The following is a 14,511-nucleotide window of genomic DNA, read 5'->3' as shown; positions in this document are numbered from 1 at the left end:
CCCTCATCCCGCAGGGAAGCCCATCATCGTGAGCCTGTCGCCACCCGGTCTGGAAGCGCCGCCCCCTACGGGCCTGACCGACGCCGAGGCGGCCCGCCGCCTGCAGGCCGAAGGCTTCAATGTCCTGCCCCGGCAGGGGCGGCGCACCCTGTTCCGCATCCTGGCGGATGTCCTGCGCGAGCCCATGCTGGCCCTGCTGCTTGTCGCCGGCGGCATCTATATGGCCCTGGGCGACCGCAAGGAGGCCCTGGTCCTGGCGGCCTTCGCCGTGCTGTCCGGCCTCATCACCGTGGTGCAGGAGGCGCGGACCGAGCGGGCCCTTGAGGCCCTGCGCGACCTGACCAGCCCCCGGGCCCTGGTCATCCGCGGGGGCGTGCGCAAGCGCATCGCGGGGCGGGAGGTGGTCCGCGGCGATCTTGTCGCGTTGAACGAGGGCGACCGGGCGCCGGCCGACGGCTGGCTGTATGAGGGGCGGGGGCTCCAGGTGGACGAGTCCCTGCTCACGGGCGAGTCCGTCCCTGTCCGCAAGGCTGCCTGTGGCCCGGGTGGGCCCGGGGCGACGGCGCGTCCGGGGGGTGAGGACCTGCCCTTCATCTTTGCGGGCGCCCTGGTGGTCGCCGGGTCCGGGCTCTGCGTCGTCACGGCCACCGGCGCGTCCAGCGAGATCGGCCGGATCGGCGGCGTCCTGGCGAGCCTGGAGACCGAGGCGCCAAGGCTCCAGCGCCAGACCCGGCGGCTTGTCCTGGGATTCGCCGCCGCCGGCCTCGCCGCCAGCCTCCTGGCGACCCTCCTCTACGGGCTCCTGCGGGGCGGCTGGCTGGAGGCGGCCCTGGCGGGCATCGCCCTGGGTATGGCCATGCTACCCGAGGAGTTTCCCCTGGTCCTGACCATCTTCCTGGCCATGGGGGCCATGCGGATGTCCCGGGGACGGGTGCTGACCCGGCGCGCCGCCGCCATTGAGACCCTCGGGTCCGCCACCGTCCTGTGCACGGACAAGACCGGCACCCTTACCGAGAACCGCATGCGGATCGAGGCCCTGCACCTGGCCGACGGGCGCACCGCCCGGCGGGGGCGGGGCGGCGGCTTCCCCCTGGGCCCGGACTTCCTTGATCTCGTCAGGCTTGGCATCCTCGCCAGCGCGCCCGAGCCGGTGGACCCGATGGAAGTCGCCTTCCACGACCTTGGCGGCGACCCGGCCGCCCGGAGCGCCGTTGGGGCCCTGGTCGCGCACTATCCCTTGGACCGCGCCCTGCTGGCCATGACCCAGGTCTGGGAGGGCGACCCGGCCGCCGGCGGTTGTCTCGTCGCCGCCAAGGGCGCGCCGGAGGCCATCGCCGACCTCTGCGGCCTGGCGGGCGCGGACCGCACCCGAATGGAGGCGGCGGTGGACGCGCTGGCCGGGCAGGGGCTACGCGTGCTGGGCGTCGCCGACGCCCGCTGGCCTGAAGGCCCGCCACCGGCCTCCCAGCGCGACTTTCCCTTGGTCTTCCGGGGCCTCGTCGGCCTGGCCGATCCCCTGCGGGCCTCAGTTCCTGAAGCTGTGCGCCAGTGCCGGGCCGCCGGCATCCGCGTGATCATGATCACCGGCGACTATCCCCAGACGGCGCGGGCCATCGCCCGGCAGGCGGGCATAGACGCCGATGACGTGCTGACGGGCGCCGAGCTTGCGGCCCTGGACGACGCCGGCCTCGCGCAGAGGCTCCGGACCGTCGGCGTTTGCGCCCGCATCCTGCCCGAGCAGAAGCTGAGGCTGGTCGAGGCCCTGAAGGCCGCCGACGAGGTCGTCGCCATGACCGGCGACGGGGTCAATGACGCCCCTTCGCTCAAGGCCGCCCACATCGGCATCGCCATGGGCGGACGCGGCGCCGACGTCGCCCGGGAGGCTTCGTCCCTCGTCCTGCTCGACGACGACTTCGGCTCCATCGTCCGGGCCATCGGCATGGGCCGGCGCATCTACGACAACCTGCGTAAGGCCATGGCCTTCATTGTCGCCGCCCACATCCCCATTGCCGGCCTGGCCCTCCTGCCCCTGCTCACGGGCATGCCCCTCCTGCTGGGACCCTTCCACATCGCCGTCCTGGAGATGATCATCGACCCGGTCTGCGCCCTCGTCTTCGAGGCGGAGGTCGAGGAGGGCGACCTCCTACAGCGCCCGCCGCGCCCCTCGGATGAGCCCCTGGTCTCCCGGGGCCTGGTCGGCGGGGCGCTGTTGCAGGGCGCCCTTATCCTGCTCGTCGCAGCGGGCCTGTCCCTGGGGCTCTGGAGGACGGGGCTGGACGCCGACACCCTGCGCTCCGCCACCTTCCTGGCCTTGGTCCTGGGCATTGTCGCCCTGATCCTCGTCAACCGCCGCTTCAGCGCCTCCCTGGCCTCGGCGGTCCGCAGGCCCAACCCGGCCCTCGCTGTCGTGCTGGGACTGGTCACGTTGGGGCTGCTGGCCTCGCAGGTCCTGCCGGCCCTCGCCGGCCTGTTCCGCTTCGCCCCCCTTGGCCCGCATGAGGCCGCCCTGGTCCTCCTCGCGGCCCTGTTCGTCTTCCTTGGTCTGGAAGGCCTCAAGGTCCTGTGGCTCCGGCGACGCCTCCGCCCGCATTAAGGGTTCCTTGGGAACGGAAAGGGTCGAATGGCCTGCCCGGTGATGCAGAAGGAGGATCCGGCAGGATGCACAGCCTACGTCTGAAGGGCCTCGCGGCCCTCGCCCTCGTCTCAGCGCTCGGTCTCGCCAGCTGCGGAAAGGCGCCCGACGAGGATGAGGCCAAGGCCGCAGCGCCCGCCTACACCCCCCAGCAGGCCGCGGCCGTCCGCGGGGCGGCGGACAAGGGGGATGCGGCGGCCCAGCTCAAGGTCGGCCGCATGTACGCGACGGGAGACGGCGCGCCCCAGGACACCACAGAGGCGGTGACCTGGTACCGCAAGGCGGCGGAACAGGGGCTCGCCGAGGCCCAGTTCACCCTCGGAGACGTCCTACAGACCGGGACCGGGGTGGAGGGAAGCACCGACCTGGCCGCCAAGGAATTCCAAAAGGCGGCGGCCCAGGGCCACGTGGAGGCCATGAAGCGCCTGGGCAAGATCCTCGAGAACCGCCACGACTTCGCCGGGGCGGGCGCCTACTACGAGAAGGCCGCCGAGAAGGGCGACCCCCACGCCCAGTATCACCTGGCCACCATGTACGATCTCGGGTTCACCTTCGACGCTTCCGACCTGGTGGCGGTCGGCCTCGGGGAAAAGCGGACGGAGTTCCTGCCCAACAAGTCCCGCGCCGTCTACTGGTACAGGAAGGCCGCCGAGCAGGGCTGGTGCGATCATGCCGACACCGTTTCCGTCTATTACCGCACGGGCGAGGGCGTGAAGAAGGACCCGGTCGAGGCCTACAAGTGGGCCCTGGTCGCGGCCTCCGCACCCCCGCCGGACTATATCAGCGACAAGACCATCCAGATGCGCCAGGGCGTCGTCGAGACCGTTGTCATGGATGCGAAGAACGTCCTCAACGCCGCCCAGGAGGCCGAGGGCGAACGCCTTGCCCGGGAGCAGATCGCCCGGGTTAAGTGCGTCGTCACGACCGCAGGCTACCTCTAGGCGGGCCATCCTCCGTCCCGGCGACAAGGCGATGGCGCCTACCCGCTGTCGCCGCTAAGAGGAGGCGCCCCGCCGCATCGGAGACCGGATGGCTCGCCTCAAACGCTTCCTGCCCCTGCTCCTGCTTCTGGCAGGGGTGATCGCCGTCTTCGCCAGTGGCGCCGGCGGCTACCTCAACCTCGCATCCCTCCAGGCCCATGAGGCCACCTTGCGGGCCTTCGTGGCCCAGCAGTTGCCCCTGGCGCTCCTCGCCTTCATCGCGGTCTACGCCCTCGCCACCGCGGTCAGCCTCCCGGGAGGGACGATCCTGACCCTGGCTGGCGGTTTCCTGTTTGGGACCTGGATCGGCGGCGCGGCGACCGTGATTGGCGCCACCCTCGGCGCGATCCTGGTCTTCTATGCCGTCAAGACCTCCCTCGGGCAGACCCTGCGGGACCGGGCCGAGGCTTCAGGCGGGCGGCTGAAGGCGGTGATCGACGGGGTCCAGGAAGGCGCGTTTGGCTACATCCTGACCCTGCGCCTCATTCCCCTGGCCCCCTTCTGGCTGGTCAATGTGGCCGCCGCCCTGGCCCACGCCCCCCTGCGGGCCTACGCCCTGGCGACCTTCCTGGGCATCATGCCGGCGACCTTCATCTACAGCGGCATCGGCGCCGGGATCGGCGAGATCCTCTCCCGCGGCGGGACCCCAGACCTCGGGGTGATCTTCTCGCCCAAGGTCTTCCTGCCCCTCCTGGCCCTCGGTCTCCTGACCCTGGGCGCCACCGTCTTCCAGCGCCTCCGGGCCCGCTCGGGAAAGCCCCTGTGACCCAGACGATCCAGGCGGACATCGCCATCATCGGTGCCGGTTCCGGAGGGCTCTCCGTGGCCGCAGGCGCCGCCCAGCTGGGCCTGAAGGTCGTCCTCTTCGAGAAGGGCGAAATGGGGGGCGACTGCCTCAACTATGGCTGCGTCCCGTCCAAGGCCCTGATCGCCGCCGCCTCCGCCGCCCACTCGGCGCGCAGCGGCGGGGGCCTCGGCGTCACCGCCGGCCCGGTCGAGGTCGACTTCGCCCGGGTCATGGCCCACGTCCACGAGACCATCCGGACCATTGCCCCGGTCGACAGCCAGGAGCGGTTCGAAGGCCTGGGCGTGCAGGTGGTGCGCGAGGCCGCCCGTTTCGTCGACCGCCGGACCGTCGCCAGCAACAGCATCCGCGTAACCGCCCGCAAGTTCGTCATCGCCACTGGCTCCCGGGCTGCCGTTCCCCCCATCCCGGGCCTGGACGCCACGCCCTACCTGACCAACGAGACCGTGTTCGAGCTCAAGGCCCTGCCGGAGCGCCTGATCGTCCTGGGCGGCGGACCCATCGGGGTGGAGCTGGGCCAGGCCTTCCGCCGGCTGGGCTCCGAGGTCGTCGTGGTCGAGGCCGGGGACATCCTCGGCCGCGAGGACCCTCAAGCCGCCGGCGTGGTGCGTCGCCAGCTGCTCGCCGACGGGGTCGAGCTCCTCGAGCGACACACGGTGCTCCGGGTCGAGCCGGGCCCGGTCCTGGTCGCGAAGTCAGGGGACGATGAGGTTCGGATCTCCGGATCACACCTCCTCGTCGCCGTGGGCCGGACCCCCTCGCTGGAGGGGCTGAACCTGGAGGCTGCCGGGATCGCCTTCGATCGGCAGGGCGTTCGCACCGACCGTTCGCTCCTGACCACCAACCGCCGGGTCTTCGCCATCGGCGACGCCGCCGGGAGGGGCCAGTTCACCCACCTCGCCGGCGCCCACGCCTCTCTGGTGGTCCGTCGGGCCCTCTTCGCCCTGCCGGTCAACGCTGACGCCCTGCAGGTCCCCCGGGTGACCTACTGCGATCCCGAGGTGGCGGCGATCGGCCTGGGCGAGGCCGAGGCGCGCCGACGCCATGGGGCGGATGTCCGGGTCCAGGTCTTCGAGTTCGCCGAGAACGACCGGGCCCAGGCCGAGGGCGATGTGCGGGGCTTCGGCAAGCTTGTCACCACCGGCCGGGGCAAGATCCTGGGCGTGACCCTGGCGGGCCGCCATGCGGGGGATCACATCCACCTCTGGTCCCTGGCCCTCGCCTCGGGGCTGAAGCTCAGCCAGATGACTGGGATGATCGCGCCCTATCCCACGCGCGGCGAGATCAACAAGCGGCTGGCCGGCCAGTTCTACACCCCGGCCCTGTTCTCAGACCGCACCCGCAGGTTGGTGTCAGTCCTCAAGCACTTCGCCTGAGGCGGCGCGCAGGCCGTCGACGAAGCCAAGGTCGAGCCGGCGCTTCAGCATGAGGGCGCCGCGCCCGAGGCTCCAGACCCGGCCCCGCAGGGCCAGTCCGGTCCCGTCGCCAAGGTCGAGGATGGAGAGCCATCGAGACTGGGGCGCGAAGGTTGCAAGGCGCGCGCCCGTCCCCAGCGCCGCCAGGTTGTGGGCAAGGATCGGAGCGGCCCGCACCCCGAACACCCCTGCTGGAGGGCGCGGCGAACCGGTGATCACCGCGCAGTCCCCGACAGCGAGGACCGTGGGGTCCCCAGGCGACTGGAGGGTGGGCCCGACCGCGAGGCGACCGTCCTGGGAGAGGGGAAGGCCAAGGTCGGCGATCACGGCGGGCGCCTGCAGGCCGGTGGCCATCACCAGGAGGTCGCAGGGCAGGGCTCCTCCATCCAAAAGCAGGACCTCACCCGGTCGGCGCCCAGCGGCCTCGCCAGAGGTCTGGAGGATTCCGCGGCGCTGGAGCGCCGCCGAGAGCCTTCCCAGGGCCCGAGCGGACGCCCAGTCCGGCATCGACCGCCGGAGGATCAGCACACGCGGCGACAGGCCCGCCCGTTCCACCCGTCCGGCGAGGGCGGCGGCGACCTCAAATCCCGTGGGGCCGCCGCCCGCCACCACGATCGATGGCGAAACGCCGTCTGCAAGGTGGTCCTCCAGGCGCCTGCGGAGGCCGGCAAGACCCGAAAGCGGCTTGACCGGCCAGGCCTCGCCTTCGCCCTGAAGGTCGCCCCCGCAGGCCGTGACGCTGCCGATGTTGAAGGAGACGGCGTCGTAGGCGAGGTCCTGCCCATCGGAAAGATGCAGGCGGCGTGCCTGCCGGTCGATCGCCGCAACCTCCGCCGGCAGGTGCCGGACCCCGTAGCGCGCGGCGAGGGCGCCGACGTCCAGGAGGGCTCTGCCCGGCGGGAGGGCGCCGGAGAGCACGGCGGTCGCAAGGCCCGAATAGTGGAAGGTCGGCGGCGCGACGAGGATCGGCTCGACCCCGGCCGCACGCAGGGCGCCGGCGTGCTTCAGCACCAGGAGGTGGGCGTGTCCCGCCCCGACCAGGACGACCCGGACGCGTGCGCGGAGCATCCGCTGTGCGGCTAGCGGGCTTCGGTCCGGACCTTCAGCCCCGCAAGGAAGCCCTCGATGCGGACGGCGTTGGCGCCGATGTCGCTCAGGCCGACCCGGGAGGTGGAGCGGACGTCCACGACAGAGCCTCCGTTCACCCCGGGCCGGATGCGGATGGCGACGTCATCCTTGAAGCCGAACCAGAAGGTCTCCGCCGTCGCCTCGATGACGCCTCCGGCCGGGTCCGAGGTCGCAAGGGTCCAGCCCTGGGCCTTGGCCTCGGCCTCGGCCGCCGCCGCGACCCTGGCCGGGTCGGCGGACAGGGCCAGGGGACGAACGGCCGGATAGGCCTCATGTCCGACCTGCCCGAGGGTCTTGGCGGCCAGGGCGGCGAAGCCGGGCCCCTGGTATGCGGGAAGGCTGCCCATCGGCGCGTCCATGGCGCTGACCGGGTTGGCTCCGGCGGCCTTCCGGGCGGCCATGACTGCGGGGGAAAAGACCGGCGGGTCCGTAATGTTGGTGGAGACGTCATGGATCGGGGGAATGCGCGCCGACCGGGACTGGACCTGGCCCACATAGACGAGGGCGAGGACGGGGACCAGCAGGCCGGCGAGGGCCATCCGCCAGCCCGTGCGCGGCTTCCGGAAAAGGGTGACGACCGTCGCGACAAGGCCGAGAAGGAGGGTGAGCCCGATCAGCGGCGCCCCGAGCTGGATGATCATCTTCACGAGCCCGGTCTGCCAGGACCAGAGGCCGAACTTCACGCCCAGCGCCGCCACCATGAAGTAGAGCGGCAGAAGGAGCGAAACGATCAGCGAGGCGCGAGCCAGCTTGAGTTTCATGCGGGAACCTTCAGGTCTGCGCGCACCCGGCGGGCGGCGATCTCAGGGTCATCGAAACACACGTCGGGCGATCACGCTACGCTGGATCACCGTCAGGAGGCACAGGCCTGAGAAGATGACGGCGATCTGCGGGAATGCAGCGGGCCAAAGGCACATCAGGACAAAGGCCAGCAGGGTCTCGGCGCCCTCGGCCAGCCCAGTGCTGTAGAAAAAGCTCTTCCGCCCATGCGCCCGGGATTCTAGGCCCTGCTTGGCCGCCAGCGTCGCGTAGGCGAGGAAGCTCACCGCCGTCAGGGTGAAGGATGCGGCCAGCAACAGGGCGAACGGCAGGTTTTCCGGGGCCGCAAAACCAAAGCCCAGGGGCACCGCGAGGTAGAAGACATAGTCGCAGACGATGTCCAGGTAGCCCCCGAAGTCGGTCGTTCCACGGACGCGGGCGATCGCGCCGTCAAGGCCGTCGAGGAACCGGCTGGCGAGGACCAGGGCCAGTCCCGCAAGCGGATGACCTGCGGCGATGGTCACCCCTGCAAGCGCACCCAGTATGGCGCCTGCGGCGCTCACCGGATTTGCGCCCACGCCCCGTCGGGCAAGGGCCAGGCCGATCCGGTTCAGGGCCGGGTCGATGAGCGGACGAAGGCGGGCGTCGAACATGTCGGTCAGGCGATGCGGGTGACGAGGCCGATCACCGCCCCGGTCATGGCCGAGGCCATGTTCCCCGCAACCCAGGACTTCATGCCCAGGCTCGCAGCCTCCGCCCGGCGTGAGGGCGCAAGGGTCCCGATGGTCGAAACCAGCAGGCCGACGCTGGCCAGGTTGGCCACGCCGCACAGGGCGTAGGTCACGATAAGCTGGCTGCGGGGATCCAGCGTCCCCTGCGGCAGGGCGGCCAGGTCCATGTAGGCGACGTACTCGTTCAGGATGGTCTTCGTCCCCATCAGGGCGCCGGCCTGTGGCGCCTGGTCCCAGGGCACGCCCAGGGTCCACATCAGGGGCGAGAAGATCCAGCCGAAGACTCGCCTCACGGTGAGGGGCTCACCCTGCACCGCCGGCGCCAGCGCCAGGGCCAAATCCGCGAGGGTGACCAGGGCGAAGATCACGATGATCATCCCGATCACGGCGAGGAACAGCTGGACCCCGTCCATCGTCCCACGGACGATGGCGTCGATGCTGCTGTCATAAGTGAGACCCGTCTCATCGCTCGAGGTCTCTGTCGCACCGTCTCCCGGAACCATCAGGCGGGCCAGGAGCACCGACGCTGGCAGGGATATCAGCGAGGCGGAGATCATGTGCCCGACGGCGTCCGGCACCGTCTTGGCGAGGGTCTGGGCGTAGAGGACCAGAATGGCGCCTGAGATGGTGGACATGGCCAGGGTCATGACGGCGAACAGCTCCGACCGGCTCATCCGCTCGAAATACGCGCGAACGACCAGGGGCGACTCCACCACGCCGAGGAAGATGTTCGCGCCGCCGCTGAGGCCCACCACGCCGCTGACGCCGAGGGTCCTGCGAAGGGCCCAGGAGAGGCCCGCCACAATCCGCGACAGGACCCCCCACCGCCAGAGCAGGGCCGCCAGGGCCGAGTAGACGATGATGAGCGGCAGGATCTGGAAGGCGATGATCACGGGCGCCGCGGCGCCGGGCTTCAGCTCGAAGGGCGCGGGCGCGCCGCCGGTGTAGCCGAACATGTAGCTGGAGCCGACAAGGGTGGCCTTCTCGACGGCCGCCACGGCGTGGTTTGCAAGGCCGATAACTGACCACACGAACGGAACCCGGACCACCACCAGGGCGATCAGGACCTGGAGCAGGAGGGCCCCAAGGATCCAACGAAGCCGAGGCCGGGCCCGCCGGTCCTCCGACAGGACCCAGGCGCCCGCAGTGAGCAAGACCAGGCCGACCAGTCCCTGAATCTGCTGCAGGCCTTCCATGACCGCGCCCATGCCATCTCCCTGCGTCCGATGACCCTGCTTACGCCTACCCTGGGCGCCCCGTGAACCGGAAACCTGCGGCGGGCTGCCGGGACGGCGGCGGCGCTCCTGCTCAGCCGGCGTCGGCCAGGCTCCATCCCAGGTCTTCCCCGGCGTGGAAGGGCACGAGGTCGGCCGCCGCCAGCTTCAGCACCCCGGGGACCGAGGCGGTGCGCCGCTCGAGGGTCACCGAGCCGGCGTTGAGGGGCAGGCCGTAGAAGCGCGGCCCGTTCTCGGAGGCGAAGGCCTCCAGCCGGTCCAGGGCGCCTTCTTCCTCGAAGATGGCGGCGTAGCTTTCCAGGGCGTAGGGGGCGTTGAAGATGCCCGCGCAGCCGCAGGAGGTTTCCTTGTCCCCCACCGGGTGCGGGGCGGAGTCCGTGCCCAGGAAGAACTTGGCCGAGCCCGAGGTCGCCGCTCGGCGAAGGGCGAGGCGGTGGGGCTCGCGCTTGGCCACCGGCAGGCAGTAGAAGTGCGGCCGGATCCCGCCCTCGAACATGGCGTTGCGGTTGATCGCCAGGTGGTGCGGCGTGATGGTCGCCGCGATGTTGGGGCCCGAGGCCTCGACGAACGCTACGGCGTCGGCCGTGGTGATGTGCTCGAACACCACCTTCAGGGCCGGGAAATCTGCGACCAGCTGGTTCAGGACCCGGTCGATGAACACGGCCTCGCGGTCGAAGATATCGACATGGTGGTCGGTGACCTCGCCATGGATCAGCAGGGGCATGCCGATCCTCTGCATGGCCTCCAGCACGCCGTGGATGTGGCGCACGTCCGTCACGCCGGCTGCGGAGTTGGTGGTGGCGTGGGCGGGATAGAGCTTGCAGGCGGTGAAGACCCCTTCGGCAAAGCCCCGCTCGACCTCGGCGGGATCCAGGCCGTCGGTCAGGTAGCAGGTCATCAGGGGCGTGAAATCCAGGCCGGGCTCCACCGCCGCCAGGATGCGTTCGCGATAGGCGCGGGCGGCGGCGACGGTCGTCACCGGCGGCTTGAGGTTGGGCATGACGATGGCGCGCCCGAACTGCCGGGCGGTGTAGTTGACCACCGAGGCCAGCATGGCGTCGTCGCGGAGGTGGACGTGCCAGTCATCGGGGCGGCGGAGGGTCAGGCGCGACGGCGCGCCCTCCGTACGGCCAGGAAGCACAGCGGTCTCAGACGACGGCATGGAATGGAATCTCCGGAAACATCCCCCATCGCCATGATGGCCCAGGGGCGTGCTGAAACCCAGTGGAATTGACCTTACTCAGATCCTCGGCATCGCCCCTCGAGGGCCGGTTTGCGGTGTTCTTCCACCTTCACGGCTTGAAGATAGCCGCTCCGACACACATCTGCGGAGGGGGGAAAACCAAAGGGGTGCTCCGATTCCAATTCCTGATCCTGCCTTCATCCGCCGGGTGTCCGTCGCGCTATCCGCCCTGATCCTGGTGCTGGTGATCCTCATAATCGCTGGCAAGACCGTCGAACCCGGCAATGTCGGGGTCAAGATCCGCACCCTCGGGCCTTCGGCCGGTGTGGACGCCCAGCCCCTGTCCTCAGGTTGGCATTTCCGGGGCGTGGGAGAGCGGATCGTCGAGTTCCCGGTGATCCAGCGAACCTACAGCTACAACCGCGAGCCGGACGAGCGCGGTCCCGAGAACGAAGAGATCGCCTTTGCCGACAATACCGGCCTGCCGATGACCGCCGACGTGGCCATCACCCTGCAGGTCACCCGCGGTTCGGCGCCCAAGCTTTACGAGACCTATCGCCTCACCTTCGACCAGCTGCTCGATGGGCCGATCCGCAATGACGTGCGCTCGGCCATCGCCGCCGAGGCCGAGAAGGTGAACGTCGACGCCCTCTACTCCGGTGGTCGCCAGGTGGTGATCCAGCGCGCCCTCGCACGGGTCGCCACCAAGTGGGCGCGGCACGGCGTGGTGGTGAGCCAGCTCGACTGGATCGGCACGATCCGCTACCCGGACGTCATCCTCCAGGCCATCCAGGCCAAGACCCGGACCGACCAGGAGACCCTGACCGCCCGAGCCCAGGTGGCCAAGGCCCAGGCCCAGGCCGAGGCTCAGATCGCCGCGGCCCGAGGCGAGGCGGAATCCATCCGGATCATCAACGAGGCCCTGGCGGCGAACCCGCGTTACGTGGACCTGAAGGCCGTTGAGAAGTGGGACGGCAAGATGCCCCAGGTGACCGGATCCGGCGGCGCGCCGTTCATCAACCTGCGCGAGGACGCCCGCTGACAACCGGCTCGCCGGCGTCGCCGAACACGACGGCGCCGGCGAGATCCAGCCGGACCTTTACGGTCCCGCCCGGCGTCGGCGGCGCTTCCCGCCAGCGGAGCGGCGCCGGAACGCCCCCAAGGTCCAGGGTAAGCCGGTGGCCATCTCCGGCGAACCGTCGAGCCAGCACATTGACCTCTGCGCCATCGCCGGCGGGCTGCAGGGCTTCAGGGCGCAGTCCGACCTGGACCGGACCGTCCCTCACGTCCGGCGCGACAAGGTCGCCCAGGATCGTCTCGACGCGGCCGCCCTTCGCCATCCCTGGGATGGCGACCATCTCCCCAAGCAGCCGGGCCGCCACCAGGCTGACAGGGCGCCGGTAGAGGGCTTCCGGGGCCCCGGCCTGGAGGATCCGCCCGTCCGACATCAGGAAGAGATCGTCGGCGATGGCCATGGCCTCCTCGGGGTCGTGGGTGACCACCAGGACCGTCGCGCCCAGCCGTCGCAGGTCGTCCAGCAGGGCGCTGCGGACGGCTTCCTTCAGGACCCCGTCCAGTCCCGAGAAGGGTTCGTCGAGCAGGAGGACCGAGGGCGCCCGCGCCAGCGCCCGGGCGATCGCCACCCTCTGCTGTTCCCCACCGGACAGGCTGTGCGGCCAAGCCGACGCCAGCGGTGCGATCTGGAACTGGTCCAGCAGGCGATGCACCTCCCGCCGTCGGTCCGCCCGCGACAGGCCGGCAAGGCCAAAGCCGACGTTGGCCTCGACGTCGAGGTGCGGGAACAGCGCATTGTCCTGGAACACGAGGCCCACCCCGCGCGCCTCCGGGGGCAGCGCGCCCGCCGGCGAGGCGACGGTTTGGCCGCCGATACGGATCTCTCCCTCGTCCGGGCGATCGAGGCCGGCGACCAGGCGCAGAAGTGTGCTCTTGCCGCAGCCTGACGGGCCCAGGAGGCAGGCGATCCGTCCCGGGTGCAGCTCCAGGCTGACGGAGTCGACCACATCGCGGGATCCGAACCGGCGGGAGAGCTGCAGGAGTTCAAGCAGGGGAGTCATGGGCGCGTTTCCCTTCCGGTCGGCGGGGCCGCTGCGGCGATACGCCCCGTCAGCCAGATCACGGCGGGCAGGGAGAGGAACAGGATCATCAGCGACGGCGCCCCGGCCTGCCCCAGCCGCTCGTCCAGGGCGTAGTTGTTGGCGATCACCGCCAGGGTGTCGAAATTGAAGGGCCTCAGGATGAGGGTGGCCGGAAGCTCCTTGAGGATATCCACCAGCACGATCAGCCCGGCGGTGAGGAGCGAGCCGCCGGCAAGGGGAAGCCGGACCGACAGGGCGCTGGCGAACTCGCTGCGTCCCAGGGTCCGCGCCGCCTGCGGCAGGGAGGGGCGGATGCGGGTGAGCCCGGCGTCGATGGGCTCCAGGGCGGAGGCCATGAGCCTCGCCGCGTAGGCCAGGACCAACAGGACCAGGGCCAGGGCCGTTCCCGACCCGGGGAAGAGGCTCCAGATCGCCCCTGCGGGGGCGAGGAGGCCGATGGCCATGACGGCGCCTGGCGTTGCGTAGCCCAGGCTGGCCAGCCGGACGAGGCGTGGGCGCTGCTCGGATCCCAGGGCCAGGAGGGTGGCGAGCCCCACGGTCACCAGCGCCCCGGCAAGGGCCAGGCCCAGACTGTTGCGCGCGGCGAGCGCAAGACGGCCCCAGTCGGGGGACTGCGCCCCGAGGTGGGCGACCAGCCATCCCGCCGGGACCAGGAGGCCGGCGCAGAGCAGGAAGAGGCAAAAGGCGGCGGCGGCCAGGCCCGGTCCCCGGCCGAGGGGGACGGGCTCCGGGGACCGCCAGCGGGTCTTTCCCGTCTCGTGGATACGGCCCCGTCGTCCCGCCCGTTCGATCCAGAGCAGCACGGCGGCCGCCGCCAGGAGGGGCAGGGCGAAGCGGGCGGCGCTGACGGTGGAGCCATAGACCGACCAGGCCCGGACCACGCCGGTGGTCAGGGTCTGGACACTGAGGAAGTGAACGGCTCCATAGTCCGCCAGCGTCTCCATCACGGCCAGGGCGACACCGGCTCCCAGGGCCGGGCGGGTCAGCGGCAGGGCGACCTTGAAGAAGGCCGCGGCGCTCCCGAACCCCAGCATCCGGGCGGCGTCCATGGCCGAACCCGGCAGGTTCAGGAAGGCGGCGCGCATGGCGAGGAAGACATAGGGATAGAAGGCCGCCGAGAGGACAAAGACCGCGCCTCCGGGGCTTCGGATCTCGAAAGGCAGGTCCCGGCCGGTGAGGTCCCGGATCGCGCTCCTGAGGGGTCCCGCCACATCCAACAGGTCGGCGTATCCGTAGGCCAGGGCGAAGGCGGGCATGGCCAGGGGTAGGGCGAGCGCCCATGCAAAGACTGAACGCCCCGGGAACCTGTGCATCACCACCAGCCATGCCGCCGCCGCGCCGGCGACGGCGGTCAGCACCCCGACGGATACGGCCAGGACGGCCGTGGTCGCGGCGTATCTGAGGACGTCGGACAGGGGAATCCTTGCAGCCCCCTCGCCGAAGGCCGCTGCGAGGACTCCGGACAGGGGCAGAAGGACCACGGCCGCCGCGCAGGCGGCCAGGACGCCGATCACCCGGGAGCCTGC

At 70.9% G+C, this 14,511-nt stretch carries 12 protein-coding genes; 5 read left to right on the top strand and 7 right to left on the bottom strand.

Annotated features, from left to right (window positions below; genetic code table 11):
- Positions 1-28 precede the first annotated feature (28 nt).
- From HYN04_RS09860 to HYN04_RS09845, 4 genes are all read left to right on the top strand, one after another.
- Positions 29-2,593, top strand: a complete 2,565-nt coding sequence (locus tag HYN04_RS09860) for a cation-translocating P-type ATPase (RefSeq protein ID WP_241962605.1) — start codon at positions 29-31, stop codon at positions 2,591-2,593.
- Positions 2,594-2,658: 65 nt separating this feature from the next.
- A complete protein-coding gene (locus HYN04_RS09855) occupies positions 2,659-3,573 on the top strand; it encodes a tetratricopeptide repeat protein (protein ID WP_110450596.1) in 915 nt (304 codons plus the stop codon).
- 88 nt (positions 3,574-3,661) lie between these two features.
- Positions 3,662-4,378, top strand: coding sequence for a TVP38/TMEM64 family protein (locus HYN04_RS09850; RefSeq protein WP_110450595.1), 717 nt, complete (start codon positions 3,662-3,664; stop codon positions 4,376-4,378).
- Positions 4,375-5,793: a dihydrolipoyl dehydrogenase family protein gene (locus HYN04_RS09845; protein WP_110450594.1), complete on the top strand. Its 1,419-nt coding sequence runs from the start codon at positions 4,375-4,377 to the stop codon at positions 5,791-5,793. The genes HYN04_RS09850 and HYN04_RS09845 overlap by 4 nt, the downstream gene beginning before the upstream one ends.
- On the opposite strand, the gene HYN04_RS09840 is transcribed toward HYN04_RS09845, so the two are convergent.
- The 5 genes from HYN04_RS09840 to pyrC all read right to left on the bottom strand — a co-directional run bounded on the left by HYN04_RS09840 (position 5,770) and on the right by pyrC (position 10,847).
- Entirely contained in the window at positions 5,770-6,900 is a 1,131-nt protein-coding gene (locus HYN04_RS09840; protein WP_110450593.1) for an NAD(P)/FAD-dependent oxidoreductase, read from the bottom strand. The genes HYN04_RS09845 and HYN04_RS09840 overlap by 24 nt on opposite strands.
- An 11-nt stretch (positions 6,901-6,911) precedes the next feature.
- Positions 6,912-7,721: a DUF1499 domain-containing protein gene (locus HYN04_RS09835; RefSeq protein WP_110450592.1), complete on the bottom strand. Its 810-nt coding sequence runs from the start codon at positions 7,719-7,721 to the stop codon at positions 6,912-6,914.
- 48 nt (positions 7,722-7,769) lie between these two features.
- Positions 7,770-8,372 carry a CDP-alcohol phosphatidyltransferase family protein gene (locus HYN04_RS09830; RefSeq protein ID WP_110450591.1) on the bottom strand — a complete coding sequence of 201 codons (603 nt, stop codon included), beginning with the start codon at positions 8,370-8,372 and terminating at the stop codon, positions 7,770-7,772.
- Between the two features lie 5 nt (positions 8,373-8,377).
- The gene (locus HYN04_RS09825) at positions 8,378-9,658 is read right to left on the bottom strand and encodes a NupC/NupG family nucleoside CNT transporter (protein WP_199285950.1); all 1,281 of its coding nucleotides are present in this window, start codon (positions 9,656-9,658) and stop codon (positions 8,378-8,380) included.
- A gap of 100 nt (positions 9,659-9,758) precedes the next feature.
- Positions 9,759-10,847 (bottom strand): dihydroorotase, encoded by a 1,089-nt coding sequence (gene pyrC / locus HYN04_RS09820; protein ID WP_110450590.1) that lies wholly within the window; start codon positions 10,845-10,847, stop codon positions 9,759-9,761.
- A gap of 229 nt (positions 10,848-11,076) precedes the next feature.
- On the opposite strand from pyrC, the gene HYN04_RS13785 reads away from it, so the two are divergent.
- Complete coding sequence (locus HYN04_RS13785; RefSeq protein WP_277870382.1) at positions 11,077-11,910, top strand: SPFH domain-containing protein; 834 nt, start codon at positions 11,077-11,079, stop codon at positions 11,908-11,910.
- Here the strand turns inward: HYN04_RS13785 and HYN04_RS09810 are convergent.
- Together HYN04_RS09810 and HYN04_RS09805 are read right to left on the bottom strand one after the other, a co-directional pair.
- The gene (locus HYN04_RS09810; RefSeq protein WP_110450589.1) at positions 11,885-12,943 is read right to left on the bottom strand and encodes an ABC transporter ATP-binding protein; all 1,059 of its coding nucleotides are present in this window, start codon (positions 12,941-12,943) and stop codon (positions 11,885-11,887) included. The genes HYN04_RS13785 and HYN04_RS09810 overlap by 26 nt on opposite strands.
- The gene (locus HYN04_RS09805) at positions 12,940-14,499 is read right to left on the bottom strand and encodes an ABC transporter permease (RefSeq protein WP_110450588.1); all 1,560 of its coding nucleotides are present in this window, start codon (positions 14,497-14,499) and stop codon (positions 12,940-12,942) included. The genes HYN04_RS09810 and HYN04_RS09805 overlap by 4 nt, the downstream gene beginning before the upstream one ends.
- Positions 14,500-14,511 lie beyond the last annotated feature (12 nt).

Source organism: Phenylobacterium parvum (genome assembly GCF_003150835.1).
Classification (GTDB): Bacteria; Pseudomonadota; Alphaproteobacteria; order Caulobacterales; family Caulobacteraceae; genus Phenylobacterium; species Phenylobacterium parvum.
The sequence above is the reverse complement of the archived record's forward strand: the minus strand, read 5'-3'. Positions and strand labels throughout refer to the sequence as shown.

Excerpts from the sequence above, each read along its gene's own strand:
- HYN04_RS09855 (WP_110450596.1), top strand. The coding sequence starts at position 2,659 with ATGCACAGCCTACGTCTGAAGGGCCTCGCGGCCCTCGCCCTCGTCTCA.
- HYN04_RS09850 (WP_110450595.1), top strand. The coding sequence starts at position 3,662 with ATGGCTCGCCTCAAACGCTTCCTGCCCCTGCTCCTGCTTCTGGCAGGG.
- HYN04_RS09840 (WP_110450593.1), bottom strand. The coding sequence starts at position 6,900 with ATGCTCCGCGCACGCGTCCGGGTCGTCCTGGTCGGGGCGGGACACGCC.
- HYN04_RS09835 (WP_110450592.1), bottom strand. The coding sequence starts at position 7,721 with ATGAAACTCAAGCTGGCTCGCGCCTCGCTGATCGTTTCGCTCCTTCTG.
- HYN04_RS09830 (WP_110450591.1), bottom strand. The coding sequence starts at position 8,372 with ATGTTCGACGCCCGCCTTCGTCCGCTCATCGACCCGGCCCTGAACCGG.
- HYN04_RS09825 (WP_199285950.1), bottom strand. The coding sequence starts at position 9,658 with ATGGGCGCGGTCATGGAAGGCCTGCAGCAGATTCAGGGACTGGTCGGC.
- pyrC (WP_110450590.1), bottom strand. The coding sequence starts at position 10,847 with ATGCCGTCGTCTGAGACCGCTGTGCTTCCTGGCCGTACGGAGGGCGCG.
- HYN04_RS09810 (WP_110450589.1), bottom strand. The coding sequence starts at position 12,943 with ATGACTCCCCTGCTTGAACTCCTGCAGCTCTCCCGCCGGTTCGGATCC.